The sequence below is a fragment of the Variovorax sp. EBFNA2 genome, from assembly GCF_033802765.1.
Classification (GTDB): Bacteria; Pseudomonadota; Gammaproteobacteria; order Burkholderiales; family Burkholderiaceae_C; genus Variovorax; species Variovorax paradoxus_H.
In genome coordinates this window covers 1011264-1035487 of sequence record NZ_CP138496.1, presented here as the reverse complement: position 1 = coordinate 1035487, position 24224 = coordinate 1011264, and the positions used below count along the sequence as shown (strand labels likewise).

Below are 24224 nucleotides of genomic sequence, written 5' to 3'. Positions count from 1 at the left end.
CTCACTCCACCGTCACGCTTTTAGCGAGGTTCCGCGGCTTGTCCACGTCGGTGCCGCGCGCACACGCCGTGTGATACGCCAGCAGCTGCAGCGGCACCACGTGCAGCAGCGGCGACAGCGCGCCGTAGTGCTCGGGCATGCGGATCACATGCAGGCCTTCGCCGCTGGCGATCTGCGTGTCGCCGTCGGCCAGCACGTAGAGCACGCCGCCGCGGGCGCGCACTTCCTGCAGGTTGCTCTTGAGCTTTTCGAGCAGCGCGTCGTTCGGCGCCACGGCCACCACGGGCATCTCGCTCGTGACGAGCGCGAGCGGGCCGTGCTTGAGTTCGCCGGCGGCATAGGCCTCGGCGTGGATGTAGGTCACTTCCTTGAGCTTGAGCGCGCCTTCGAGCGCGATCGGGTAGTGCAGGCCGCGGCCGAGGAACAGCGCGTTGTCCTTGCGCGCAAAGTCTTCGGCCCAGCCGATGAGCTGCGGCTCGAGCGCGAGCACCGACTGCAGCGCGACGGGCAGGTGGCGCATTTCCTTCAGGTAGCGCGCCTCGTCGACGGCGCTCAGGCGGTCCTTGGCCTGTGCGATGGCGAGCGTGAGCAGGAACAGGCCCGCGAGCTGCGTGGTGAAGGCCTTGGTCGAGGCCACGCCGATCTCGACGCCGGCGCGCGTGATGTAGGCCAGCTTGCATTCGCGCACCATGGCGCTGGTGGAGACGTTGCAGATGGTCAGCGTCTGTTCCATGCCCAGCGAGCGCGCGTGCTTGAGCGCGGCCAGCGTGTCGGCGGTTTCGCCCGACTGGCTGATGGTGACGACCAGCGTCTTGGGGTCGGGCACGGAGTCGCGGTAGCGGTACTCGCTGGCGATTTCGACCTGCGTGGAAATCTTCGCGATGCTCTCGAGCCAGTACTTGGCGGTGCAGCCGCTGTAGTAGCTGGTGCCGCAGGCCAGGATGAGGATCTTGTCGATGTCCTGGAACACGCGGTGCGCGCTCGCGCCGGTGGCGCCGTCCTGGCCGATGCCGTCGAACAGCTCGGGCACGATGCCCTCGACGCCTTCGAGCGTGTCGCCGATGGCGCGCGGCTGCTCGAAGATTTCCTTCTGCATGTAGTGGCGGTACGGGCCCAGCTCGGCTGCGCCGCTGTGGGCGTGCACGGTGCGCACGGTGCGGGTGACGGGCTTGTGGTTCTTGTCGACGATCCAGTACTTGCCCGGCTGCAGGTCGACCACGTCGCCTTCTTCGAGGTACACGATCTGGTCGGTCACGCCGGCCAGCGCCATCGCGTCGCTGGCCAGGAAGTTCTCGGTGCCGTCCTTGCCGGCGCCGAGGATCAGCGGCGAGCCGGCGCGCGCGCCGATGACGCGCTGCGGTTCGTCGCGGCAGATGACGGCGATGGCGTAGGCGCCGTGCAGCTGCAGCACGGCGGCCTTGACGGCTTCGAACAGGTCGCCGTTGTAGAGGCTGTCGACGAGGTGGGCGATGACCTCGGTGTCGGTCTGGCTCTCGAACACATAGCCCTTGGCTTCGAGCGCGGCGCGCAGCGGCTCGTGGTTCTCGATGATGCCGTTGTGCACGAGCGCGATGCGGCCCGGGCGTGCAGCCGGTGCATCGGCGCCGGGGCCGTGGCTGAAGTGCGGATGCGCGTTGTGCACGGCCGGTGCGCCGTGGGTGGCCCAGCGCGTGTGGGCGATGCCGGTGAGGCCTTCGATCTTGTCGTCGCGCACCTGGGTCAGCAGTTCGGCCACGCGCGAGGTGGTGCGCGCACGGCTCAGGCCGCCCGCATGCACCGCGACGCCGCAGGAGTCATAGCCGCGGTACTCGAGCCGCTGAAGGCCCTGGACCAGGACCGGAACGATGTCGCGATGGGAGGCTGCGCCGACGATGCCGCACATAGGGAGTACCTTGTCTTAAAGAACAGAAGGGCTCGATGGTAGGGAGCCATCGGGGAAATAAGGCGTCTAAATTCCCACAGTTTTGGAGTTTTATTTCATTCAAACCTGTAGATGGAGTTTTATTCCATAATTCCAACCGATATGGAATCAATCTCCCTCGACGCGATCGACCTCAAGCTGCTCGACGCGCTCCAGCAGGACGCCTCGCAGACCAACCAGCGCCTGGCGGCCGAGGTGGGCATTTCGCCGCCGACCTGCCTGCGCCGCGTGCAGCGCCTGCGGCAGGAGGGACTCATCGAGCGCCAGGTCGCCCTGCTCTCGCCCGACCGCCTCGCCGCGGTGCTGGGCCACGGCCTGCAGGCGGTGGTGGAGATTTCGCTCGACCGGCAGGACGCCGCCGCGCTCGACGCCTTCGAGGCCCGCGTGATCGCGGACGATGCGGTGCAGCAGTGCTGGCGCGTGTCGCCGGGGCCCGATTTCGTGCTGGTGGTGGTGGCGCGCGACATGCCCGGCTACGGCGCGCTGACGCAGCGGCTGTTCACGGCCGACGCCAACGTGCGCAATGTGAAGGCGTTCTTCAGCCTGAAGCGCGCGAAGTTCGGGGCCCGCGTGCCGCTGGGCTGACGCGGGCTCCAGGCGCGATCAGCGCTCGCTCGCCGCAGCGCGCAGCGCTTCGAGAAATTCGCGCCGCCACCAGTGGATGTCCTGCGCCCGGATGCGCGACAGCAGCTTCTGGTGCCGTTCGCGCCGCTCTTCCAGCGGCATCTGCAGCGCCTGCTGCACCGTCTCGGCGGTGCCGTGCGTGTCGTACGGATTCACGAGCAACGCTTCCTTCAGCTGCTCGGCCGCACCGGCAAAACGCGACAGCACCAGCACGCCGGGGTCGGCCGGGTCTTGCGCCGCGATGTATTCCTTGGCGACGAGGTTCATGCCGTCGCGCAGCGGCGTGACCAGCCCCACGGCCGCCGCGCGGCACAGCCCCGGCACCCGCTTGCGCGCCACCATGCGGTGGATGTAGCGCACCGGCATCCAGTCGAGCTCGCCGTAGTCGCCGTTGATGGCGCCGCACAGCGATTCGAGTTCGCGGCGGATGTCGCCGTACGCATCGACCGTCTCGCGCGTGGGCGAGGCGATCTGGATCAGCGTGGCGCTGCGCCGGTTCTCGGGGTAGTGGGCCAGCAGCTCGCGGAAGGCGCGCACGCGCTGCGGGATGCCTTTCGAGTAATCGAGCCGGTCGATGCCCAGCAGGAGCCGGCGGCTGGAGTACTCGCGCTTCATGGTCTCGTACATGTCGCGCGATTCCTTGGCGTGCGTGAGCGCCGCGAACTCGTCCACGTCGATGCCGATCGGAAAGGCCGCTGCGCGCACGGTGTTGCCGTAGGCGCGGAACAGGTCGCCGCCCAGCGCTTCGCCGTGCGCCTCGTTGTGCACGTAGTGCGCGAAGTGCTGCACGTCCTGCTCGGCCTGGAAGCCGATCAGGTCGTACGAGAACAGCGAGCGCATCAGCCACTCGTGCTGCGGAATGGCCGCCATGATGATCTGCGGCGGCAGCGGGATGTGCAGGAAGAAACCGATGCGCTGCTTGCAGCCCATGGCGCGCAGCTCGGCCGCGAGCGGGATCAGGTGGTAGTCGTGCACCCAGAGGATGTCGTCCTCGCGCAGCAGCGGCAGCAGCTTGCGCGCAAAGAGCTGGTTCACGCGCCGGTAGCCGCCGATGAAGCCGGCCTCGAAGTGCGCCAGGTCGAGCCGGTCGTGGAACACCGGCCACAGCACGTCGTTGCTGTAGCCCAGGTAGTAGCTGTCGTGGTCGTCGCGGCTCAGGTCGATGGTGGCAAGCGTGACCTTGCCGGCCTGCTGCGTGTGCAGTTCGCCTTCGCCCGTGGGGCCGCCTTCGACGATCTGCCCGCTCCAGCCGAACCACAGGCCGCCGCTCTGTTGCAGGCTTTCGCCCAGCGCCACGGCCAGGCCACCGGCAGCGGGCTTGCGTGGGTCGGCCACGCGGTTCGAGATGACGACGAGGCGGCTCATATGCACGAATCCCAGGGAGCGGATAAACGCACGGCCGCATTGATGATGCCGACCATCGAATAGGTCTGCGGAAAGTTGCCCCACATCTCGCCCGTGACCGGGTGCGTGTCTTCCGACAGCAGGCCCAGCGGATTGCGCGCGGCGAGCATGGTTTCGAAGATCTGCCGCGCCTCGGCCTTGCGGCCGATCTTGGCCAGCGCGTCGATGCGCCAGAAGGTGCAGATGTTGAAGGCGGTCTCGGGCTTGCCGAAGTCGTCGGCGGCTTCGTAGCGGCGCATGTAGGGGCCGTCGCAGAGCGACTTTTCCATCGCGTCGACGGTCGAGATGAAGCGCGGATCGCGCGCATCGATCAGGCCCACCTCGACCATCAGCAGGATGCTGGCGTCGAGCTCGTTGCCGCCGAAGCTCTCGGCAAAGGCCTGGCGCTCCTCGCTCCACGACTTGGCCAGAATTTCTTCCTTCATGCGCGCCGCATGGCCGTGCCAGTAGGCGGCACGTTCGGGCAGCTCCAGCGTGCGCGCGATCTTGGCGAGCCGGTCGCAGGCGGCCCAGCTCATGAGCGCCGAGCTGGTGTGCACGCGGGCGCGCGTGCGCAGCTCCCACATGCCGGCGTCGGGCGTGCCGTACACGCGCACCGCCTTTTCGCCGACCGCCTCGAGGTGCGGAAACTCCGCCACGCCCGCGCGGCTCAAAAGCCGATGGTCATGAAAAGCCTGCGCCGCGCCGAGCACGATGTTGCCGTACACGTCGTGCTGGAAGTGCTCCTGCGCCTGGTTGCCCACGCGCACCGGGCCCATGCCGCGGTAGCCGGGCAGGCCGTCGACAAAAGACTCGGGCAGCTCGCGCTCCAGCCCGATGCCGTACAGCGGCTGGATGTGCTCGCCGTGCGAGCCGATCACCACGTTGCCGAGCCAGCGCAGGTAGTCTTCCATCGTGCCCACCTCGCTCAGCGAGTTGAGCGCACGCACCACGAAGAAGGCGTCGCGCAGCCAGCAGTAGCGGTAGTCCCAGTTGCGCTGGCTGCCCGGCGCCTCGGGGATGCTGGTGGTCATGGCGGCGACGATGGCGCCGGTGTCCTCGTACAGCGAGAGCTTGAGCGTGATGGCCGCGCGGATCACCGCGTCCTGGTACTCGAAAGGAATGGCCAGGCGCTTGCTCCAGGTGCGCCAGTAGGCGATGGTTTCCTGCTCGAACTTGCGCGCGGTGTCGGCGATGCCTTCGAGCAGCGTCTCGTCCACGCCGAACATGAAGTTGTACTCGCGCGAGATCACGAAAGGCTGGCGCGACAGGATGTGCGAAATCGACGCGTCGGTGTTGAGCCGCAAGGTCACGTCGGGCCCGACGTAGCGGATGTGGTTGCTGCCGCGCGTGACCTCGGTGGGTTCCGAGGCGCCCCACTGGAAGCGCGGATCGAGCGCCACGCGGATGCGCGGCGCGCCGGCAATGGGACGCACGCGGCGCACCATCATGAGCGGACGGAAGTAGCGCGAGCGGCTGTAGAAGCGCGGCGCGAAGTCGGTGATCTCGATGCCCTGCCCCGCGCTGTCGAACAGCTGCGTGCGCAGCACGGCGGTATTGGGTTCGTACCACTGCTTGCTGGAAGCGAAGTCCTCGATCTCGATGGCCCAGGCGCCAGCTTCCTCGCCGGGGTGCAGCAGCGCGTTGAAGACCGGGTCGCCGTCGAAGCGCGGCAGGCAGCACCAGACGGCGCGGGCGCGCGCATCGATGAGCGCGCTGTACGCGCAGTTGCCGATCACGCCGACATTGAGCGAGGGCTCGGCCGGCGGCGCGAAGCCGCGCGGCGGCGTTGCGGCCACCTGCGCCGCAACTTTCGCGACGTCCGCGGGCGCCGTGTCGTCGGGGCCCGCCGCGCCGGCCAGTGCGTCGCCCGCGCGGTCCTCCGGGGCCTCCGGCAGTTGGTGTTCGCTCATGCAGGCTTCCTCGGTGATGCTTCTGGGGTGTTGTCAGGTGCGGCGAGCAGGTCGCGTGCCTGCACCAGCCATTCGTAGACCGCGCGCGGCGATTCGAGCCGGTGCAGCGCCAGGCTGGGCCCGGCGCCGACCTTGATCGCGACACCGCCGCGCGGCTGCACGACGGCGAAGCCGCTCTCGTCGGTGGTGTCGTCGCCCGCGAAGACCGGCGTGCGGCCCACGAAGGGCGCTTCGTTCATGAAGGCTTCGATGGCGATGCCCTTGTTGACGCCCGAAGGCTTCACCTCGAACACGAACTTGCCGTGCAGCAGCTCGAGCTGCGGATGGCCTTCGATGGCGCGCGTCATCGCGTCGCGGCACACGGCCTCGAGCTGCGGCGCGAGCCGGTAGTGCAGCGCGATGGCGGCGTGCTTGCGCTCCACCAGCAGGCCTTCGTGGATGCGCGCGAGTTCGTTGGCGATGTCCAGGATGGGCACGAGGTCGGGCGGGCGCTGCTCCTGCATGCCGCCCTTCGCGTCGCGGCGCTGCACGCCGTGCTCGCCCGCAGCGGGCAGCCGCAGCGGCGCCAGAAAGCGGTCGATGGCGTCGATCTGGCGGCCCGACACCACGGCGAGCGCGCCGCCGAGCAGGTCGCGCAGGTCACTCAACAGGGGCACGAGGGCGGGCGGCACCTCGATGGCTTCAGGCGTGGCGGCAAGGCCGACCAGCGTGCCGTCGAAATCGAGAAAAAGGGCGGCGTCCCGGCCCGGCGGAGGAGGCAACTGTGCGTTGCTGCTGGAGGACTTTGGCATTGGGAAAAACCATAGCACGGCTCGCACGCGGCGCGTGTCGGCCAAAGTCCCGGCGTGTGCCGATGGTGCTGTTCAGTCGCCGGTCGCCGGCAGCGACGCCGCCACCGCCGCGATGCGCGCCCGGTGGATCGCCTCGCCGATGCGCGGCCCGGTGGCGCCGGCCTGCTGCGCCTCGCGCGCCACCGCATCGGTGGCCACCGCCTGGGCCGCCGCGAGCACGGCGAGCAGGCGGGGCCGCTGCGGGTAGGCCCGGTCCTCGAAGCCAAGCCGGCCGCGCGCGTCGCATTCGCAGGCCAGCAGCGCCTCGGCAAAGCGCGCCGGCTTGCGGAAGGCGTCGCAGCGCTCGAGCAGCCGCACCAGCGGCGTCGCGCCGAGGGATTCGCTGCGGTGGATGTTGCCGTGCTCGCGCGCCACCACCTCGGCCAGTTCGCGCAGCTCCACCGGCACGCGCCAGCGTTCGCACACGTCTTGCAGCAGGTCGACGCTGCGCAGCTCGTGGTTGATGTGGCGCGGCAGCATGTCGGCGGGCGTGGTGCCCTTGCCGAGGTCGTGCATGAGGCAGGCGAAGCGCACCGGCAACGTGGCGCCCAGCCGCGCGCTGGTGTCGAGCACCATCATCAGGTGCACGCCGGTGTCGATCTCGGGGTGGTGCTGCGCCGGTTGCGGCACGCCCCAGAGCCGGTCGACCTCGGGCAGCAGCACGGCGAGCGCGCCGCAGTCGCGCAGCACGTCGAACATGCGGGAGGGCCGCGTTTCCATGAGGCCGCGCGCGAGCTCCTGCCACACGCGCTCGGGCACCAGCGCATCGACCTCGCCGGCCGCGACCATCTCGCGCATGAGCGCCATGGTTTCGGGGGCGACGGTGAAGTCGTCGAAGCGCGCGGCAAAGCGCGCCACGCGCAGGATGCGCACGGGGTCTTCGCGGAAGGCGTCGGTCACGTGGCGCAGCACCTTGTCGCGCAGGTCGCGCTGGCCGTGGAAGGGGTCGGCCAGCGTCTCGGGGCGCGGATCGAAACTGCCGTCGTCGCCCACGTGCTCGGCGGGCAGCGCGATGGCGTTGACGGTGAGGTCGCGCCGCGCGAGGTCTTGCTCCAGCGTGACGTCGGGCGCCGCATGCACGACGAAGCCGCGGTAGCCCGGCGCGCTCTTGCGCTCGGTGCGGGCCAACGCGTACTCCTCGCGCGTGCGCGGATGCAGGAACACGGGGAAATCGCGCCCCACGGGCAGGTAGCCGCGCGCCACCATGGCCTCGGGCGTGGCGCCCACCACCAGCCAGTCATGGTCGGAAACCGGGCGGCCCAGCAATCGGTCGCGCAGTGCACCGCCGACGAGAAAAATGTTCATGAGTGCAGTGTAGGGATACTCGCCCTGCACAAAAAGAACGGTCGTTCGATAATCGCCGAGCGATGCGAACGACCGTTCGTAAATTCGCGTCGCGCGAAGCGCCGGTCGCGGCCGGCGCCCCCGTGCGCGGGGCTGTTTTCAACACCCAAGGAGCATTCACACGTATGAAAAAACTCACAACAACAGCATCGTTGGCTTTGGCGGCATTCGGGGGCCTGGCATCGGGCAGCGCCTTGGCGCAGAACGCCGGCGACTGGGTCGTCGGCACCGGCTGGTTCCACCTGTCGCCGCAGGATTCAAGCAAGCCGTTGACCGTGACCTCGCCCGTGCACAGCGTGCTGGCCGGCTCGGGCGCGAGCGTCAGCAACTCGGACACGCTGGGCATGAACATCGCCTACTTCGTCGACAGCCACTGGGCCGTCGAAGGTGTGCTCGGCGTGCCGCCCAAGTTCAAGCTTCAGGGCACCGGCACGCTGGCGCGCGTGGGCGAACTCGGACAGGCCCGCCAGTGGAGCCCCACGGTGCTGGCCAAGTACTACTTCAACGAAGGCAACGACGCCTTCCGTCCGTTCGTGGGCCTGGGCGCCACCTATGTCTGGTACAGCGACGTGAAGCTCACGCCGAACCTGCAAGGCGCGCTGGCCAGCCAGTTCCACGTGCGTCCGTCGTCGGTGAACACCACGGCCAAGCTCGACAGCGCGTTCGCGCCCGTGCTCAACGCCGGCGTGGCCTACCAGTTCGACAAGCACTGGGGCGTGTCGTTCTCGGTGTCGTACATCCCGCTGAAGACCAAGGCCAAGCTCACGACGACCAGCATCACCGGCCTGCCGGTGGCGCGCAGCGAGTCGAGCCTGAAGCTGAACCCGATCGTCACCTACCTGGCGGCGACGTACCGGTTCTGATGACGTCCGGCGAGCCTTAGTCGCGCGAGGTGCGGTAAGGCTCGTCGAAGGCCACGAAGGTCTTCTCGGCCAGGGCGCCCGCGATCCATGCAGCGACGCCCGGCAGGGCCGCCACGCGCGCGATGTACGCGTCGATGGCCGGCGGCACCGGCAGGCCGTAGCCGCGGATGCGCATGCCCACCGGCGCGAAGAAGGCGTCGGCGATGGTGAAGGCCCCGAACAGCATCGGGCCGCCGTGCGTCTCGAGCAGCTCGGTCCACATCTGCACGATGCGGTCGAGGTCTTCCTGCACGCCGGGCTGCTCGGCCAGCAGCCGCGCGCCCACCTCGGGCAGCGAAGCCTCGATGTTCATCGGGCAGGCGCCGCGCAGATTGGTGAAACCCGAATGCATCTCGGCGCAGATGCTGCGCGCGCGGGCCCGCTCGGCCACGCCCTGGGGCCACAGCTGCTTCTCGGGAAAGCGCTCGGCCAGGTACTCGGCGATGGCGAGGGTGTCCCAGATGGCGAGGTCACCGTCGACCAGCACCGGCACCTTGGCGACGGGGTTGATGGCGCCGATCACGTGCTTGAACTGCGAGGTGGCATCGAACGAATCGAAGCGCACCATCACCTCTTCGAAGGGAATGCCGGCCTGGGTCATGAGCACCCAGGGGCGCATGGACCACGACGAGTAATTCTTGTTGCCGATGTAGAGCTTGGACATCTGTCAGGGTCTCCGGGTCAGTGCGGGAATGCGGGGCAAAGCCTTCGATGCTAGCCGGGCGGCGCGCTGCGATTGATGCCGAAGGCGGCGCGAATTGATGCGGGCCGCGTCAACGTTCGTCGTCGCGACGCGATTCGGGCGGCACGATCACGCGCGGGCCGGCGCCGTTCGGCTTCACGACGCGCTCGATGAGGTTCACGAGGCGCGGCACCAGCGACAGCACCGCGAGCGCCAGCAGCGCGCTGAGCACGGCCGTGACCTCGCGGCCGAGCCCGCAGGCCATGCCGATCGCGGCCGTCATCCAGAGCCCGGCGGCGGTGGTGAGGCCCTGCACGTGGGATTCGTCTTTGCCCTGCTTGAGGATGGTGCCGGCGCACAGAAAACCGACGCCGGCCACCAGCCCCTGGATCACGCGGCTCATGTCGGCCGGCACGATGCCGGTCTGCTGCGGAATCAGCACGAACAGCGCCGAGCCGATCGCCACCAGCATGTGGGTGCGCACGCCGGCCGCCTTGCCCTGCTGCTCGCGCTCGAAGCCCAGAAAGAAGCCCAGCACGGCTGCGAGCAACAGTCGCACCGCGATGCGCGTGAGCTGCGCGACGTCGCCCACGTCCGAAAACTCGGACGCGACGGTGTCGAGCACCTCATCGCGCCAGGTCATCTCAGGGCAGGTCCTTGTTGGGCTCGGGCTCGGCGGCGTTGCGCGGGCCCACGCGGCCCAGGCGCTCCTTCAGCGACTGCGGCTTGCCGCTGATGATCGCAGCGTAGTGGGTGGTGTTGGCCAGCACCTTCTTCACGTAGTCGCGCGTCTCGTTGAAGGGCACGTTCTCGGCCCAGATGGCCGCGTCGATCACCGGGCCGTTGCGCCAGTTGCGCGGCCGGCCGGGGCCGGCGTTGTAGGCCGCGGCAGCCAGCGCCATCGAACCGTCGAAGTCGTCGAGCGCGAGCTTCAGGTAGTTGGTGCCGATCGTGATGTTGGTCTCGCGGTCGTTGATCTGGCCGGGCGTGAAGTCGGTCATGCCGATCTTGCGGGCGGTCCAGCGCGCGGTGGCGGGCATGACCTGCATGAGGCCCGAAGCGCCGACGCCCGAGCGCGCGTCCATGATGAAGCGGCTTTCCTGGCGGATCAGGCCATACACGTAAGCCGGGTCGAGGCCGATGTCCTGGCTCTTGCGCAGCACCGTGTCGTGGAAGGGCATGGGAAAGCGCTGCTCGACGTCGATCACGCCCTTGGTGCGCTCGCTGGTGTTGATGCAGCGGTCCCACACCTCGCGCTGGCAGGCCAGGTCGGCGGCGGCCAGCAGGGCGCGGTCGTCCATGCCGCCCTTCTCGTGCAGGTTGGTGGCGTAGTTCCACTCGCGCGTGCCTTCGGAGCGCAGGCCCATGCCGATGGCCTGCAGGCCGCGCTGCAAGCCGGGGTTGGTGCGCGCGGCGTTCTTTTCTTCGGGCGTGAGCGGCGCGGGGCGCGTGGCCGCGACGACGCGCTGGCCCAGCTCTTCGAGCGCCAGCATTTCGTAGAAGCCGCGCGTGCCGGCGATGCTGGTGTACAGCTCGCGGGCCTGCGCGCGGCGCTCGTCGCCGCCGGCGGCGCTGAGCGCGCGGGCCTTCCAGTAGACCCAGGTGGGGTCTTGCTGGGCGGCGTCGCTCATGGCGTTGATGGCGGGCGCGACGTCTTTCCACTGGCTGGCGCGCAGGGCGGCGCGCACGCGCCAGCCGAGCATGTCGTCGGACAGGTCGCTGTTCTTCGTGACGTTGCCGAAGTAGCTCACGGCCATCGGCGAGAGCTTGTTCGCGGCCGCGCGGCCGATGGTGCCCCAGACCCAGTTGCGCTCTTCGGCGGAGAGCATCGGGCTCCACTTGCTGTCGAGCTGTGCGGCGCCCTGGTCGGGGTCGGCGACCGCGATCTTGATGAGCGCGAGCACCACCAGTTCCTTGCGCGACTTGGCGGCCACGAAGGCGCGGCCGGTGAGGAACTTGGCGGCGCTGGCGTTGACCTCTTCGAACAGCGGCAGCGCGTCGGGGGCGGCGATGGTGACGGCGCCGCGCGCGGCCGCGGGCCGGTTGGCCTCGATGGCCAGGCGCGCCTTCTTCCAGGCGTCGTTGGTCGTCATGAGGCGGGCCGCGACCATGCGGTCGGCGGCGGTGAGGCAGCCGTCGTCGCTGTCCTTCTGCGCGAACCAGTTGCGGCGTACTTCGTCGGCCTGTGCCTGCGTGGCCGTGCCGGTGCGCAGCGTGTCGACCAGCACCGCGTAGCAACGCACCTGGGCGTCGTCGCCCATGCGGAAGCCGGCGATGTTGGCGGCAAAGCCGTCCCAGTCGCGACGCTGGCCGAGCAGCAGCAGCCAGTCGTTGCGCAGGCGGTCTTCCTGGTAGGTGTTGGGGTAGCGGGCGTAGAAGTCCTGCACCTCGTTGGGTGCGGCTTCCTGCAGGCGGGCCTTGAGCTCCCAGTAGGCGGCCCAGGGTTCGAGTGCGTGGCCGCGGGCCTGCGGCAGCAGGGCCGTGAGGCGGGCCTTGTCGCCGCGCTGGAAGGCCTGCTTCATCTGGACCAGCACGTCGTCGTTGGTGTTGTTCTGCGCGGCGGCGGGCTGTTGCGACAGCAGCGCGGCGAGCGCAAGAACGGCGGAAAAAACCAGGGCGGGCGCGCCGCGGCGCTGACGAGCGCGCGCGGATGCCAAAATGCTTGGGAACTGCATCGGGGGATTATGGACAAGTCAAAGGATGCCGACACCTCGGCCACGGCGAGTTTTCTGAAGGGTCAACTGCGAAAGGCGCTCATCGAGCAGCGCCTGGCGTTGCCCGACCGCCTCGCGCGGGCCGACCTGTTGCAGCGTGTGATGCGGATCTGGCTGGTCGGCCGGCCCGACACCGTGATCGGCGCCTACTGGCCGATCAAGGGCGAGTTCGACCCGCTGCCCGCCCTGCATCGCTGGAAGGAAGACGGCGAGCTCATGGAAGAAACGCAGCGCCGCCGCATCGGCCTGCCGGTGATCGACAAGGTCCACAAGACGCTCACCTTCCATGCCTGGTACCCGGGCTGCCAGATGGAAGAAGACGCCTACGGCATTCCCAAGCCCAAGGACACCGAACTGATCGTGCCGACCCTGCTGTTCGTGCCCTGCGTGGGCTACAGCGCCGGCGGCTATCGGCTGGGCTACGGCGGCGGCTTCTACGACCGCACGCTGGCGGCGCTCGAGCCCCGGCCGTTCACCGTGGGGCTGGGCTTCACGAACGGCTTTCTGGACGACTTCGAGCCCGAGGCGCACGATCTGCCCCTGGACGCGATCCTCAACGACAACGGCGTCGTCTGGCCAGTCACTTGACTCTCCCCCAGGCTTCGCGCACTTCGTGTCGCTTCGCCAACCCCCTCGCCGGGGGCAACACCAGCGGCCCGGCAAAGCCGGTTCCGCGGTGTTCCTGGAAGGGACAACGCATCCTTTCCGTCAGTCGAGGTTGTCGACGGTGTCCGGGTCGGGCACCTCGCCCACCGTTTCACGCGTGGTGGCGGCCTGCGCCTCCAGCCAGTCGGAAAAGGCCTTGATCTCCGGCCGCAGCGCATTGCGCGGCCCTGAAATGAGCCAGTAGGCCATCGGCGAATCGAGGCGGTGCTGCGGCAGCACCTCGATCAGGTCGCCATTCGCCAGGCTCTCGGCCACCAGCGAGTTGCGGGCCAGCACCACGCCCTGGCCGGTGAGCGCGGCCTGCACCATCTGGTAGGCGTAGTTGAAGTAGAGCCAGCGCTTGGGCTGGGCGCGCTCCATGCCGTTCACCTCGAACCAGCGCCGCCACGTGAGCCATTCGAGGTGCGTGCGGTGCGCGTCGCCGGCCTCGATGAGCGTGAAGCGCGCGATGTCGGCCGGCGTCTTGATCGGCGGGTTGCTCTTGATGAGCCACGGGCTCGCCACCGGCGTGAGGTTTTCGCCGAACAGGCGCACGGCGCTCGCGGGCATGACCTCGGGCGGGCCGTAGCGCAGCGCGATGTCCACGTCGGCCACGTCGAGGTCGACCGCGATGTCGCTGGCGTCGATGCGGATGTCGATCTCGGGGTTGTCGCGCTGGAAGGCTTCGAGCCGTGGAATCAGCCACATCGAGGCGAACGAGGCAAAGGTGGTGAGCGCCACGCTCTTGCGCCCCGCGCTCTGGCGAATCTGGCGCACCGCCATGTCGATGCGCGGCAGCGCCTGCTGCACCGACAGCAGCAGCTGCGCCCCGGCGCTGGTCAGCTCGACCGCCCGCGTGTGGCGCAAAAACAGCGACACGCCCACCTCTTCCTCGAGCGACTGGATCTGCCGGCTCACGGCCGACTGGGTGAGCGCCATTTCCTCGGCGGCGGCGCGGAAATTGAGGTGCCGCGCGACCGCCTCGAAGGCCCGCAGGTGCCCCGCGGAAATCGGGCGGGAGCGCAGGTGGGTTTGCGAATGTTGCATGGGTATGACTTTGGTGTGCGTCCCGGCGGCCAGTCGATTGATGCGGGAATCGCATCAGTAGGCTACCTCGTTTTCATTGGACCTCCAAGGCCGCAAAAACGATCATTCATTCCCGAACTGCGCCAACCTCTCTGTCTGTCAATGCGCTTCGGACCAGCTTAGGAGTCCACACCATGTCCACCGCCGTCTGCACCAACGAATCGCTCGCTTCCCTGTCCCGCTCCACCCGCACCGCGGCCATTCCGCCGGCCGTGCGCCGTGGCGCCTGGCAGATCGCGCCCGGCGAGGCGATGAGCCTGAAGGCGCGGTCGGCGAGCGTGCTGCGCGTCAAGCAAGGCCGCGTGTGGGTCACGCCCGACGCCACGGCCCGCGGCCCCAGCGAAGACATCGTGCTGGCCCCGGGCGAGTCGCTCGCCGTGGCCGCCGGCCAGCGCATCGTGATGGAAGCCTGGGATGGCTACGGTGCCACCTACGTGTGGGACCCCGTCTGACCGGCCGCCCGCGCGACCGGCAGCTCCCGCACTCCTGATCCAAGGCGGCTTCGGCCGCCTTTTTCTTTGCCCGGCGTTGTCGTGCGCCGCAGCAGCAGCAGCAGCAGCAGCAGCGCCGGGCTCAGCTGCTGATGTCGAAACTCGCGCGCAACGCCAGAAAGTACGCCAGCGCGGCCTCGCCGCGCAAGGCCTGCAGGGCCGAGATCGGGTCGGGCCCCTCGCACTCGGCCAGCCCCATGGCAAAGCCCGTATAGCGCCGGGCGGCCAACGGGCCGTCGTGGACCACCACGAGGTCCGCATGCCTGGGATCGCGCTGCAGCCGCGCCATCAGGCCTTGCGCCGCCTCGTGCGGCCCCTCGAAATGCTGGCAGAAGAACTGGCCGTCGAACACCAGGAGGCCGGAGATGCCGTCCACGGCATTGCGGGCGCGGGCCTGGGTGACGATGGCGCCCACGGTGGCGGGCGGCAGGTCCTGCGTGAGCAGGCTGCAGTAAAGGAATTCGTGCAGTTTTTCCGGTTCTGCGGGAGTGGATGCGGGTGATTGTTCTTGTGTCATTCGGTGCGGAAGGGTAAACGCTTCCGAGTCTAGGGAGCTGCCCGGCGTCCCGATATGTAAAAAGACACAGCGCCGCGGCCTATAGTGCGGCGTGAAATTCGAGGACTACCCCATTGCCGCCGCGCCGCCCCAGGGCGCGAACGCGTGCGAACACTGCGCCCTGCGCCGTCTCGAGGCCTTTTTGCCGGTGACGGCGCAGCAGCTGCAGGCCATCGGGGCCTTTCGCATCGGCACCCGGCGTGTCGAGGCGGGCGGCACCGTCATCGAGGAGCACCGCGCCAGCCCGCAGCTGTTCACGCTCTACGCAGGATGGGCCTTCCGCTACAAGACGCTGAGCGACGGCCGCCGGCAGATCCTGAGTTTCCTGCTGCCGGGCGACTTCATCGGCCTGCAGGACGAGTTTGCAGACGGCCACACGCACGGTGTCGAGGCCGTGACCGACGCCACGCTCTGCGCCTTCCCGCGCGACCGCCTGTGGGAGCTGTTCCATGCCGAGCCCCGGCTGGGCTACGACATCACCTGGCTCGCCGCACGCGAGGAAAAGATGGTCGACGACCACCTCGTCACTGCGGGCCGCCGCAACGCCGGCGAGCGCGTGGCCATGCTGCTCATGCACCTGTACCGCCGGGCCCAGCGCCTGGGCATGGTGCGCGACGAGTGGGTCGAGTTTCCGTTCAACCAGCAGCACATCGCCGATGCGCTGGGGCTGTCGCTGGTGCACACCAACAAGACGATGCGGCGGCTGCAGGGCCTGGGCCTGTACAAGCTCGACGGCGGATGGCTGCGCATCCTGGAGCCGCATGCGCTCGAAACGCTGGGCGACTACTTCGAGCGCCCGATGCGGCCCGTGCCGATGCTCTGAGGGCGGCGTCCGCCCGCTGCCTCAGCGCGCGGCCACCAGCTGCCGCAGGTCGCCCTGGTAGGCCTGCAACCGCCGCACCGCCTGCTCGCGCTGCGCGGCGCTGGTGGTGTTGTGCAGCGCCGCCAGGTTGCGGCAGCCTTCCTGCAGCAGCGCCTGCTGCTGGTCGCGCCACGGGCCGGGCGGCGGATCGGCGATGCGCAAGATATAGGCATGCAGCGCGGCGCGGGCCTCGGCCTGCGAGGTGCGTGAGCCGCCATTGCTGCCAAGAAAGCCCCGCAGCAGCACCAGCGCCTCCTGCTGGCGCAGGCGCCGTTCTTCATACGCCAGCCGCGGGCTGAACACCGACTGCGCGACCTGCTGGCGCAAGAGCGCGCGCTGCTCGGTCGTCAGGCGGCCGTAGAAGTCTTCCTGCCGCTCGAGAAACTGGTCGTAGCGCTTTTCCTGCACCTGCGCGGGGCTGCGGTCGAGCCAGTCCTTGCGGTACTCGGCGTTGTTCTTGGCGTACTTGCGTTCGAGCTGCTGCAGCTGCGCCTCGCTCAGGCTCAGCACGAGTTCGGCGCTGGCGGCCTCGGCACGCTCGGTGACGGCCAGCAGCCGCTCGCGCACCCGGTCGGCCAGCTGGCAGGCCTGGGCCGGCGTCACGTCGGCCGACGCCAGGCCCTGGGCCTCCTGCAGGAGGCCGATGAGGCGCGGCAGCTCGTTCTGGCGGTGCCAGGCCAGCAGCTGGGCCAGTTCGTCGCGCACCTTGGGGGTCTGGGCGTCGTCGAAGTCGAAGTAGCCGTCGAGCCACCAGTAGCTCAGCTCGGGCAGGTTGTTGTAAGCAAGCTTGACCGCGCTGCAACCCCCCAGGGCAGCAGCCAGCAGGAGCACACCGATAATCCGGGCCAGTCCAGCACAACGAATCCGGGAAGAAAAGCGCATGAATCAGACTCCGCAGCAGAGCAACCAGGGACCGGTCGACGTCGTCATCATGGCGGCCGGCAAGGGCACGCGCATGAAGAGCAAGTTGCCCAAAGTGTTGCATCGTTTGGCCGGCCGCGCCTTGCTGGCCCATGTGACCGACACCGCCGCGCGCATCGGCGCGCGCCATGTCGTGGTCGTGACGGGCCACGGCGCCGAGCAGGTCGAGACCGCGATCAAGGCCACCGCCGTGAACGCCGCCGCGCTCGGCTTCGCGCGCCAGGAGCCCCAATTGGGCACCGGCCACGCCGTGCAGCAGGCCACGCCGCAGCTGCCGGACGACGGCACCGTGGTCATCCTGTCGGGCGACGTGCCCCTGATCGCCGAAGACACGCTGCGCACCCTCATCGCCGCCAGCAGCGGCGAGCGGCTCGCGCTGCTGACCATCGAACTCGACGACCCCACCGGCTACGGCCGCATCATCCGCACGACGGCGGGCGGCGAAGTGACGGCCATCGTCGAGCACAAGGACGCCACCGAAGCACAGCGCACCGTGCGCGAGATCAACAGCGGCGTGATGGCCGCGCCCGCGCGGCTGCTCAAGGGCTGGCTCGCGCGGCTGGACAACAAGAACGCCCAGGGCGAGTACTACCTGACCGACATCGTGAAGTTCGCGGCCGACGACCGCGTGCCGGTGGTGGCGCATGTCACGACCGACGCGCTGCAGGTGGCGGGCATCAACAGCCCGGCCCAGCTTGCGGCGCTGGAACGCGCCTGGCAGCTGCGCCAGGCCAACGCGCTGATGGAACAGGGCGTGCGGCTGGCCGATCCGGCGCGCTTCGACCTGCGCGGCACGCTGAGCTGCGGCGGCGACGTCGACATCGACGTCAACTGCGTCTTCGAAGGCACGGTGTCGCTGGGCGAAGGCGTGCGCATCGGCGCGAACTGCGTCATTGCCAACGTGCGCATCGAGGCAGGCGCGGTGATCCACCCCTTCACCCACATCGACGGCGAGAAGGCCGGCGTGACGGTGGGCCCGGGCGCGCTGGTCGGGCCCTTTGCGCGGCTGCGGCCCGGCGCCCAGCTGGGCGCCGAGGTGCACATCGGCAACTTCGTCGAGGTCAAGAACTCCACGCTGGCGGCGGGCGCCAAGGCCAACCACCTGGCCTACCTGGGCGACGCCACGGTGGGCGAGCGCGTGAACTACGGCGCGGGCAGCATCACGGCCAACTACGACGGCGCCAACAAGCACCGCACCGTGATCGAGGCCGACGTGCACGTGGGCAGCAACTGCGTGCTCGTGGCACCCGTGACCATCGGTGCGGGCGGCACCATCGGCGGCGGCTCGACCGTGAACAAGTCGACCGAACCCGGCGCACTGACCGTGGCGCGGGGCAAGCAGGTCAGTTTTGCGAACTGGAAGCGGCCGCAGAAGTTGCCGAAGAACTGACGGCGGCTTCGGGCGTGGGTTCGGGGCAGGCGCCCTGCCCCGGACCTCACCAGCCCGTCAGCAGGCGCACGAAGCGCATCACCGGCCGTGTCGCTTCTACCGGCGCGGCCCGCACCGGCGCATGCACCCGCAGGTGCACCGGCGTGATCGCCGACACCTCGATCCACCCGCCCTGCGGCACGCAGTGCACGTCGCCTTCGCCGAGCAGGGTCTCGGTCATGAACACCCGCTCGCCCAGCCAGCCCGGCGGCGACACCACGCGGGCGCGGCCTTCGGCCAGCTGAAGCCAGGCGCCCGCATCGACGGCGGTGCGCAGGCTCTGGCCGGGTTCAAGGACGATGGAATCGGGCGCTTCGCAGAGGGTGGTGATCATGGCGGACCTCGGGTGGATGAGGCTTCATCGTAGGAATTTCGCCGCCCAGAAAACAGGCACACCCGATGGCTATTGCGACCGGAACAGCCGGGCCGCCGCGCCATCTGTTATGGTCATTTTCCCGAGCAACTGCATCTGTTTTCGGATGCCCGATGCGGGGAACATCGACCCATGGACTCGCTACCGCTCTACCGCCAGCTCGCGGCGCACTACGTGGACGCGATCCACGCCGGCTCGCTCAAGGCCGGCGACAAGCTCCCGTCGCTGCGCAGCCTGATGCGGCTGCACGACATCAGCCTCTCGACCGCGCTGCAGGTCTGCCGCGCCATGGAAAGCGAAGGCTGGGTCGAGGCGCGCGACCGCTCCGGCTACTTCGTGCGCCGCCCGCAGCGGCTGGCCATCGCGGCCATGGAAGAGCCCGTGTCCGGCCTGCCGCCCGACCCGGCGCAGTTCGTCAACATGCGCACGCGCATGGCCAACTTCATGGCGCGCGGGCGGCTCAACGACGTGAAGCTCAACTTCGCGATCTCGCGCGCCGCGCCCGAGCTCTACCCTGCCGAGGCGCTGCGCAACGCCATGACGCGCGCGCTGCGCCAGCGCCCCGAGCTGCTGACCACCGCCTCGTCGCAAAAAGGCCACGAGCAGTTCCGCCAGGTCGTGGCCCAGCGCAACCTGCGTGTGGGCATGACCGTGGCGCCCGACGACGTGCTGGTCACCAACGGCTGCATCGAGGCACTGAACCTCGCGCTGCGCGCCATCGCCAAGCCCGGCGACACCGTGGCGGTGGAATCGCCCACCTTCTACGGCCTGCTGCAGGTGCTCGAAAGCCTGGGCCTGCGGGGGCTGGAGATTCCCACCAGCCCGCAGACCGGCATTTCGCTGGAGGCGCTCGACCTGGCCATCCACACCTACGACGACATCAAGGCCGTGGTGGTGGTGCCGCACCTGCAGAACCCCATCGGCAGCGTGATGCCCGACGCCCACAAGCAGCGGCTGGTGCAGATGTGCGAGAACCACGGCATCGCGCTGGTCGAGGACGACACCTACAGCGACCTGGTGGAAACCGAGGTGCCGCTGCGCGCCATCAAGTCCTGGGACCGCACGGGCAACGTGGTGTATTGCGCCTCGCTGCACAAGGTGCTGGCGCCGGGCCTGCGGCTGGGCTGGATCACGGCCGGGCGCTGGCATGCGCAGGTCGAGATGCTCAAGTACGCGCAGACGCGCAACAACGAGGCGCTGGCGCAGATCGCCGCGGGCGAGATCATTGCCAGCGGCGGCTACGACCGCCACCTGCGCCGGCTGCGCGAACGCCTGCACACGCAGCGCGACCAGACGGCCGACGCCATCGCCCGCTACTTCCCGGCCGGCACGCGGCTCAACCTGCCGCGCGGCGGCTTCCAGCTGTGGGTGGAGCTGCCCGATCGGCTGTCGTCGGTGGCGGTGTTCGAGGCGGCGCTGCGCGAGCACATGCTGGTGGCGCCGGGCGCGCAGTTCTCGAACGCCTCGCGCTTCGACCATTACCTGCGCATCAACTGCGGCTGGCCCTTCAGCGAAGCGGTCGATGCAGGGCTGCGGCGGCTCGGACGGATCGTCGAGGAAGGCTGCGCGGCGCAGAAGAACCAGCCAGCCCCGCGGGGCCGGTCGCCGCGCGCCGCGACTCAGTCGAGCAGCGCCAGGGCCGCGTAGTCGCCCACCTTGTCGCCGAGCCCGGCGGGCACCAGCAACACGCCGCGCGTGAGCGGCAGCAGCTTGCCGTCGACCTGCGCCTGCAGCCGCGGCAGCACGAAATCGCGGTGGTGCAAGAACACACTGCCGCCCAAGCTGATGCGCTGCAGGTCGAGCGTGATGACCAGGTTGTAGAGCATGCGGCCGATCACGCGGCACAGCGCGTCGGCTTTCTCGAGTGCAGCGGCGTCACCGGCCGCGGCGGCCGTGAACAGGTCGGCCGCGGGCTGGCCGAAGCGGTGCGCGATCGAGTTGCCGCCGGCCAGTGCTTCCACGTCGCCCAGGTTGCCGCAGCCGCACAGCGCGCCGCTGTCGTCGTCGACCACGAAGCTGTGGCCCGCGTGGCCCGCGTTGCCGTTCTTGCCGCGCAGCGCCTTGCCGTCGACGCACAGGCCCACGCCCACGCCGGTGCTCCACGTGGCGTAGGCGCAGTTGTCGAGCCCCTTCAGCGCGCCCCAGTGGCGCTCGGCCTCGAGCGCCGCCACGGCGTCGTTCTCGACGCGCACGCGGCCGAAGCGGCGCGCCAGCGGCGCCTCGACGATGGCCGTCATCCAGTCGTTGGGCAGCCCGCGCGACGGGCCGGCGATGCCGCCGCAGATGTTGGGCGTGGCCAGCTCGACCATGCCGTCGTGCAGCTCGAAGGGCCCGGTCGACGACACGCCCACGCGGTCGATGCTCGCCGGGTCGACGCCCTGCTCGGCGCAAACCTCGTCGATGAGCCGCAGGATCTGCACGGCCACGGCATCGTTGCTGCCGGTCTTGGCGGTGGGCTCGCTGCGGCGGCCGATCAGCGGCGCGTCGCTCGAAGCGGAAAGGCTCACGGCCACCTTGGTGCCGCCGATGTCTACGCAGGCTCTCATTGCGGGGTTCTCTTCTTTCTCTGTCTTGCCCGCGCCGTGCTCAGAGCAGCCGCGCCACCAGCGCCGCGATCATGCTGAGCACCACCGTGCTCGCGATCGGCAACTGCCAGTCGCGGCCGAAGGCGCGAAACTCGAAATCGCCGGGCAGCCGTCCGAAGCCGAAGCGGCGCAGCCAGGCGGTCAGGCCGCTCATGAGCACCAGCGCGAGGACGACGACGATCAGCCAGCGGAACATGGAAAACAGTCTAGGCCGCGAGAACGGCCAGGGCTTGTCGGTGAAGTTCGGGTGTGGCTGCAGCGATCACGCGCTGATCGGCGTTCAGCCCCAGCGGCCGGCCTTCCCAATCGGTGACGACGCCGCCCGCCGCTTCGATCAAGCCCGCCGGGCCCAGGAAGTCGTAGGGCTGCAGGCCCGTCTCGACCACGAGGTCGATGGTGCCGCCCGCGAGCTGGGCGTAGCCGTAGCAGTCGCCGCCGAAACGGCGCATCGCGCACTGGCGGCTCAGGCGGTCGAAGGCGCTCCAGTCGGCCGGCGAGAAGATGTCGGGCGAGGTGGTCACGATGCGGGCCTTGGCGATCTCGGTGCAACCGCTCACGCGCACGGGCTGGCCGTCGCGCGTCGCGCCCTTGCCGGCTTCGCCCACCCAACGCTCCTTGAGCACCGGCATGTCGACCATGCCGAACACCACGCGACCGCCCTGCAGCACGCCGATGAGCGTGCCCCACAGCGGCGAGCCGGTGATGAAGCTGCGCGTGCCGTCGATCGGGTCGAGCACCCAGATGCGGTCGGCGTCGAGCCGCTCGGGGCCGTGCTCTTCGCCGAAGATGCCGTCGACCGGCACACGTGCGCCGAGGATCTCGCGCATGGCGGTTTCGGCGGCACGGTCGGCCAGCGTGACCGGGCTTTCGTCGGCCTTGGTGATGATGTCCAGCGGCGTGCGGAAGTAGCGCATCGACTGGGCGGCGGCGGCATCGGCCAGCGCACCGGCGATCGCGGAAAGGTCGGGGGCGGAAGAGCTCATGGGAAGGAGAACGCGTGCCAAAAGCTGCGATTAGACCCGAGCCCGCGCCCGTTTCGCCATCACCGGGGCATTCGTGCGCCCCGCTCCGCTCACACGCCGGTTATCGCTGCTGGCCCCAGCGCCGCACCGTGAGCCGCTCCAGCGTGCGAAAGCCCAGGCTTTCAACCAGCAGGCCGATCAGCACCACCATCGCCAGGCCTGCGAACACGCGATCGGTGTACAGCTCGTTGCGGTTCTGGAAGATGTACCAGCCCAGCCCGCCCTTGCCCGACGAGGCGCCGAACACCAGCTCGGCCGCGATCAGCGTGCGCCATGCAAAGGCCCAGCCGATCTTCAGCCCCGACAGGATCGACGGCAGCGCGGCCGGCACGAGGATCTGCAGCACGTAGCGCAGGCCCTTGAGCCCGTAGTTGCGCCCCGCCATGCGCAGCGTCTCGGGCACGCCCTGGAAGCCCGCATAGGTGTTGAGCGCCAGCGGCCACAGCACCGAGTGGATGAGCACGAACACCAGGCTGCCGCGCCCGAGCCCGAACCACAGCAGCGCCAGCGGCAGCAGCGCGATCGCGGGCAGCGGGTTGAACATCGAGGTCAGCGTGTCCAGCAGGTCGCGCCCGATGCGCGTGGACACCGCCAGCGTGGTGAGCCCGAAGGCCAGCAGCACGCCCGCGAGATAGCCCTGCAGCAGCACGGCCAGCGAGATGCGCACCTTCTCGACCAGCTCGCCGCTGGCCAGCCCTTCGACCAATGCGCGGGCGGTGGCGGTGAAGGTGGGCAGCAGCAGGTCGTTGTCCTGCCAGCGCGCCGCCAGCTCCCAGAGCACGGCGATGACGGCGAGGATCAGGCCCTTGCGCAGCCAGGTCTGCGAGGCGAGGCGCGTGGTCAATGGCAGCGCGCGTTCGACCGGCAGTTCGGTGAAAGGCTCGAGCGTGCGTTCGTATTCGGGGCGGATGGGAGGCGAAAGAGTGCTCATCGTGTATTGCTCCTTCCCCCTCTGGGGGAAGGTTGGGATGGGGGCAGGCAGAGCGCCCGATGGGTACGCCGCTTGCCCCCACCCCCGCCCTCCCCCGGAAGGGGAGGGAGAAAGACCGGGGTCATGGTGCGCTCACCGCTTCGGGCTCTTCCTCGAACAGCATGTCGTGAATGCGCCGCGCCGTCGCCTGAAAGTCCGCACCGCCCAGGCTCTCGAGCGAGTACCCGTGGCTGTTGAGTTCGGCGCGCATGCGCCCCGGATGCGGCGACAGCAGCGCCACGCGGTTGCCCACCACCAGCGCCTCTTCGATCGAGTGCGTGACGAACAGCAGCGTGAAGCGCACCTCGTCCCACAGTTCGAGCAGCTCCTGCTGCATGCGACGGCGCGTGAGCGCGTCGAGCGCGGCAAAGGGCTCGTCCATCAACAGCACGCGCGGCTGCATCGCCAGCGCCCGCGCAATCGCCACGCGCTGCTTCATGCCACCCGAAAGCTGGTGCGGATGCACGTCGGCGAACTTCGAAAGACCCACTTTTTCCAGGTAGTGCAGCGCGCGCTCGGCCGCTTCCTTGCGGCCCAGCGTGCGCGAGGCGAGCAGCGGGAACATCACGTTCTGCTTCACCGTCTTCCACGGCGGCAGCTGGTCGAACTCCTGGAACACGACGATGCGGTCGGGGCCCGGTTGCGACACGCGCCGGCCGTCGAGGCGGATCTCGCCCTCGACCGGCGGGATGAACCCGGCCACGGCCTTGAGCAGCGTCGACTTGCCGCAGCCCGAAGGCCCGAGCAGCACGAAGCGATCGGCGGCGTGCACGTCGAAGCTCACGCGGTGCGTGGCGCGCACCACGCGCTCGGGCGTGCGGTACTCGAGGCTGACGTTGTCGACCTGGAGCAGCGGGGCGAGGTCTTGGCTGAGGTCTTCCTCCCTCCCCTCCCGGGGGAGGGCCGGGGTGGGGGCAGACGGCGCCAGCTTCGCCACCGCTCTGCCCGCCCCCATCCCCGCCTTCCCCCAG

24 protein-coding genes are annotated in these 24224 nt (G+C 69.3%); 7 read left to right on the top strand and 17 right to left on the bottom strand.

The features are described from left to right. Window position 1 precedes the first annotated feature (1 nt). Window positions 2-1882: a glutamine--fructose-6-phosphate transaminase (isomerizing) gene (glmS, locus tag RZE79_RS04640; RefSeq protein WP_319359215.1), complete on the bottom strand. Its 1881-nt coding sequence runs from the start codon at window positions 1880-1882 to the stop codon at window positions 2-4. Between the two features lie 141 nt (window positions 1883-2023). Between glmS and RZE79_RS04635 the strand changes: the two genes are divergently transcribed. Beyond that, window positions 2024-2506 carry an Lrp/AsnC family transcriptional regulator gene (locus RZE79_RS04635; RefSeq protein WP_153280583.1) on the top strand — a complete coding sequence of 161 codons (483 nt, stop codon included), beginning with the start codon at window positions 2024-2026 and terminating at the stop codon, window positions 2504-2506. An 18-nt stretch (window positions 2507-2524) separates the two neighbouring features. Here the strand turns inward: RZE79_RS04635 and otsA are convergent, their stop codons facing one another. The 4 genes from otsA to RZE79_RS04615 all read right to left on the bottom strand — a co-directional run bounded on the left by otsA (window position 2525) and on the right by RZE79_RS04615 (window position 7976). Continuing rightward, the gene (otsA, locus tag RZE79_RS04630) at window positions 2525-3910 is read right to left on the bottom strand and encodes an alpha,alpha-trehalose-phosphate synthase (UDP-forming) (RefSeq protein WP_153280584.1); all 1386 of its coding nucleotides are present in this window, start codon (window positions 3908-3910) and stop codon (window positions 2525-2527) included. After that, the gene (locus RZE79_RS04625) at window positions 3907-5841 is read right to left on the bottom strand and encodes a glycoside hydrolase family 15 protein (RefSeq protein ID WP_153280585.1); all 1935 of its coding nucleotides are present in this window, start codon (window positions 5839-5841) and stop codon (window positions 3907-3909) included. Before RZE79_RS04625 ends, otsA begins: the two co-directional genes overlap by 4 nt. Further along, window positions 5838-6632 (bottom strand): trehalose-phosphatase, encoded by a 795-nt coding sequence (otsB, locus tag RZE79_RS04620; RefSeq protein WP_153280586.1) that lies wholly within the window; start codon window positions 6630-6632, stop codon window positions 5838-5840. Before otsB ends, RZE79_RS04625 begins: the two co-directional genes overlap by 4 nt. 72 nt (window positions 6633-6704) lie before the next feature. Further along, window positions 6705-7976, bottom strand: a complete 1272-nt coding sequence (locus RZE79_RS04615) for a multifunctional CCA addition/repair protein (RefSeq protein ID WP_319359214.1) — start codon at window positions 7974-7976, stop codon at window positions 6705-6707. 164 nt (window positions 7977-8140) lie between these two features. Here RZE79_RS04615 and RZE79_RS04610 point away from each other — a divergent pair, with 164 nt between their 5' ends. Beyond that, window positions 8141-8878, top strand: coding sequence for an OmpW family protein (locus RZE79_RS04610; protein WP_153280588.1), 738 nt, complete (start codon window positions 8141-8143; stop codon window positions 8876-8878). 16 nt (window positions 8879-8894) lie between these two features. Here the strand turns inward: RZE79_RS04610 and RZE79_RS04605 are convergent, their stop codons facing one another. From RZE79_RS04605 to RZE79_RS04595, 3 genes are all read right to left on the bottom strand, one after another. Then, the gene (locus tag RZE79_RS04605) at window positions 8895-9581 is read right to left on the bottom strand and encodes a glutathione S-transferase family protein (protein ID WP_319359213.1); all 687 of its coding nucleotides are present in this window, start codon (window positions 9579-9581) and stop codon (window positions 8895-8897) included. 109 nt (window positions 9582-9690) lie between these two features. Continuing rightward, on the bottom strand, window positions 9691-10242 hold the full coding sequence (locus tag RZE79_RS04600; RefSeq protein WP_319359212.1) for an MgtC/SapB family protein: 552 nt from the start codon (window positions 10240-10242) through the stop codon (window positions 9691-9693). A 1-nt stretch (window position 10243) separates the two neighbouring features. Then, a complete protein-coding gene (locus tag RZE79_RS04595; RefSeq protein WP_319359211.1) occupies window positions 10244-12274 on the bottom strand; it encodes a transglycosylase SLT domain-containing protein in 2031 nt (676 codons plus the stop codon). Window positions 12275-12283: 9 nt separating this feature from the next. Here RZE79_RS04595 and RZE79_RS04590 point away from each other — a divergent pair, with 9 nt between their 5' ends. Then, window positions 12284-12901, top strand: coding sequence for a 5-formyltetrahydrofolate cyclo-ligase (locus tag RZE79_RS04590; RefSeq protein ID WP_319359210.1), 618 nt, complete (start codon window positions 12284-12286; stop codon window positions 12899-12901). Between the two features lie 120 nt (window positions 12902-13021). Here the strand turns inward: RZE79_RS04590 and RZE79_RS04585 are convergent, their stop codons facing one another. Further along, on the bottom strand, window positions 13022-14005 hold the full coding sequence (locus RZE79_RS04585) for a LysR substrate-binding domain-containing protein (protein ID WP_319359209.1): 984 nt from the start codon (window positions 14003-14005) through the stop codon (window positions 13022-13024). A 173-nt stretch (window positions 14006-14178) separates the two neighbouring features. Here RZE79_RS04585 and RZE79_RS04580 point away from each other — a divergent pair, with 173 nt between their 5' ends. After that, window positions 14179-14496 carry a DUF2917 domain-containing protein gene (locus tag RZE79_RS04580; protein ID WP_319359208.1) on the top strand — a complete coding sequence of 106 codons (318 nt, stop codon included), beginning with the start codon at window positions 14179-14181 and terminating at the stop codon, window positions 14494-14496. Window positions 14497-14617: 121 nt separating this feature from the next. On the opposite strand, the gene RZE79_RS04575 is transcribed toward RZE79_RS04580, so the two are convergent. Then, window positions 14618-15052 (bottom strand): BLUF domain-containing protein, encoded by a 435-nt coding sequence (locus RZE79_RS04575; RefSeq protein WP_319359207.1) that lies wholly within the window; start codon window positions 15050-15052, stop codon window positions 14618-14620. A 91-nt stretch (window positions 15053-15143) separates the two neighbouring features. Between RZE79_RS04575 and RZE79_RS04570 the strand changes: the two genes are divergently transcribed. After that, window positions 15144-15914, top strand: a complete 771-nt coding sequence (locus tag RZE79_RS04570) for a Crp/Fnr family transcriptional regulator (RefSeq protein ID WP_194274005.1) — start codon at window positions 15144-15146, stop codon at window positions 15912-15914. Between the two features lie 21 nt (window positions 15915-15935). Here the strand turns inward: RZE79_RS04570 and RZE79_RS04565 are convergent, their stop codons facing one another. After that, window positions 15936-16784 (bottom strand): DUF6279 family lipoprotein, encoded by an 849-nt coding sequence (locus RZE79_RS04565; RefSeq protein WP_319359206.1) that lies wholly within the window; start codon window positions 16782-16784, stop codon window positions 15936-15938. A 49-nt stretch (window positions 16785-16833) separates the two neighbouring features. On the opposite strand from RZE79_RS04565, the gene glmU reads away from it, so the two are divergent. Further along, window positions 16834-18264, top strand: a complete 1431-nt coding sequence (gene glmU, locus RZE79_RS04560; protein WP_319359205.1) for a bifunctional UDP-N-acetylglucosamine diphosphorylase/glucosamine-1-phosphate N-acetyltransferase GlmU — start codon at window positions 16834-16836, stop codon at window positions 18262-18264. A 46-nt stretch (window positions 18265-18310) separates the two neighbouring features. On the opposite strand, the gene RZE79_RS04555 is transcribed toward glmU, so the two are convergent. After that, entirely contained in the window at window positions 18311-18637 is a 327-nt protein-coding gene (locus RZE79_RS04555; RefSeq protein WP_319359204.1) for a hypothetical protein, read from the bottom strand. A 171-nt stretch (window positions 18638-18808) separates the two neighbouring features. Here RZE79_RS04555 and RZE79_RS04550 point away from each other — a divergent pair, with 171 nt between their 5' ends. Further along, the gene (locus tag RZE79_RS04550) at window positions 18809-20323 is read left to right on the top strand and encodes a PLP-dependent aminotransferase family protein (RefSeq protein ID WP_319359203.1); all 1515 of its coding nucleotides are present in this window, start codon (window positions 18809-18811) and stop codon (window positions 20321-20323) included. Here the strand turns inward: RZE79_RS04550 and RZE79_RS04545 are convergent. From RZE79_RS04545 to RZE79_RS04525, 5 genes are all read right to left on the bottom strand, one after another. Further along, complete coding sequence (locus RZE79_RS04545) at window positions 20296-21222, bottom strand: ROK family protein (protein WP_319359202.1); 927 nt, start codon at window positions 21220-21222, stop codon at window positions 20296-20298. The two genes, RZE79_RS04550 and RZE79_RS04545, sit on opposite strands and share 28 nt — an antisense overlap. A 40-nt stretch (window positions 21223-21262) precedes the next feature. Further along, window positions 21263-21457 (bottom strand): DUF2905 domain-containing protein, encoded by a 195-nt coding sequence (locus RZE79_RS04540; protein ID WP_056575522.1) that lies wholly within the window; start codon window positions 21455-21457, stop codon window positions 21263-21265. Between the two features lie 10 nt (window positions 21458-21467). Further along, a complete protein-coding gene (hisN, locus tag RZE79_RS04535) occupies window positions 21468-22244 on the bottom strand; it encodes a histidinol-phosphatase (RefSeq protein ID WP_319359201.1) in 777 nt (258 codons plus the stop codon). A gap of 100 nt (window positions 22245-22344) precedes the next feature. Continuing rightward, window positions 22345-23214, bottom strand: a complete 870-nt coding sequence (locus RZE79_RS04530; protein WP_319359200.1) for an ABC transporter permease — start codon at window positions 23212-23214, stop codon at window positions 22345-22347. Window positions 23215-23335: 121 nt separating this feature from the next. Continuing rightward, window positions 23336-24208 (bottom strand): ABC transporter ATP-binding protein, encoded by an 873-nt coding sequence (locus RZE79_RS04525; protein ID WP_319359199.1) that lies wholly within the window; start codon window positions 24206-24208, stop codon window positions 23336-23338. Window positions 24209-24224: the final 16 nt, after the last annotated feature.

Coding starts and splice junctions, on each gene's coding strand:
- glmS (WP_319359215.1), bottom strand. CDS start 1,882: ATGTGCGGCATCGTCGGCGCAGCCTCCCATCGCGACATCGTTCCGGTC.
- RZE79_RS04635 (WP_153280583.1), top strand. CDS start 2,024: ATGGAATCAATCTCCCTCGACGCGATCGACCTCAAGCTGCTCGACGCG.
- otsA (WP_153280584.1), bottom strand. CDS start 3,910: ATGAGCCGCCTCGTCGTCATCTCGAACCGCGTGGCCGACCCACGCAAG.
- RZE79_RS04625 (WP_153280585.1), bottom strand. CDS start 5,841: ATGAGCGAACACCAACTGCCGGAGGCCCCGGAGGACCGCGCGGGCGAC.
- otsB (WP_153280586.1), bottom strand. CDS start 6,632: ATGCCAAAGTCCTCCAGCAGCAACGCACAGTTGCCTCCTCCGCCGGGC.
- RZE79_RS04615 (WP_319359214.1), bottom strand. CDS start 7,976: ATGAACATTTTTCTCGTCGGCGGTGCACTGCGCGACCGATTGCTGGGC.
- RZE79_RS04610 (WP_153280588.1), top strand. CDS start 8,141: ATGAAAAAACTCACAACAACAGCATCGTTGGCTTTGGCGGCATTCGGG.
- RZE79_RS04605 (WP_319359213.1), bottom strand. CDS start 9,581: ATGTCCAAGCTCTACATCGGCAACAAGAATTACTCGTCGTGGTCCATG.
- RZE79_RS04600 (WP_319359212.1), bottom strand. CDS start 10,242: ATGACCTGGCGCGATGAGGTGCTCGACACCGTCGCGTCCGAGTTTTCG.
- RZE79_RS04595 (WP_319359211.1), bottom strand. CDS start 12,274: ATGCAGTTCCCAAGCATTTTGGCATCCGCGCGCGCTCGTCAGCGCCGC.
- RZE79_RS04590 (WP_319359210.1), top strand. CDS start 12,284: ATGGACAAGTCAAAGGATGCCGACACCTCGGCCACGGCGAGTTTTCTG.
- RZE79_RS04585 (WP_319359209.1), bottom strand. CDS start 14,005: ATGCAACATTCGCAAACCCACCTGCGCTCCCGCCCGATTTCCGCGGGG.
- RZE79_RS04580 (WP_319359208.1), top strand. CDS start 14,179: ATGTCCACCGCCGTCTGCACCAACGAATCGCTCGCTTCCCTGTCCCGC.
- RZE79_RS04575 (WP_319359207.1), bottom strand. CDS start 15,052: ATGACACAAGAACAATCACCCGCATCCACTCCCGCAGAACCGGAAAAA.
- glmU (WP_319359205.1), top strand. CDS start 16,834: ATGAATCAGACTCCGCAGCAGAGCAACCAGGGACCGGTCGACGTCGTC.
- RZE79_RS04555 (WP_319359204.1), bottom strand. CDS start 18,637: ATGATCACCACCCTCTGCGAAGCGCCCGATTCCATCGTCCTTGAACCC.
- RZE79_RS04550 (WP_319359203.1), top strand. CDS start 18,809: ATGGACTCGCTACCGCTCTACCGCCAGCTCGCGGCGCACTACGTGGAC.
- RZE79_RS04545 (WP_319359202.1), bottom strand. CDS start 21,222: ATGAGAGCCTGCGTAGACATCGGCGGCACCAAGGTGGCCGTGAGCCTT.
- RZE79_RS04540 (WP_056575522.1), bottom strand. CDS start 21,457: ATGTTCCGCTGGCTGATCGTCGTCGTCCTCGCGCTGGTGCTCATGAGC.
- hisN (WP_319359201.1), bottom strand. CDS start 22,244: ATGAGCTCTTCCGCCCCCGACCTTTCCGCGATCGCCGGTGCGCTGGCC.
- RZE79_RS04530 (WP_319359200.1), bottom strand. CDS start 23,214: ATGAGCACTCTTTCGCCTCCCATCCGCCCCGAATACGAACGCACGCTC.
- RZE79_RS04525 (WP_319359199.1), bottom strand. CDS start 24,208: ATGGGGGCGGGCAGAGCGGTGGCGAAGCTGGCGCCGTCTGCCCCCACC.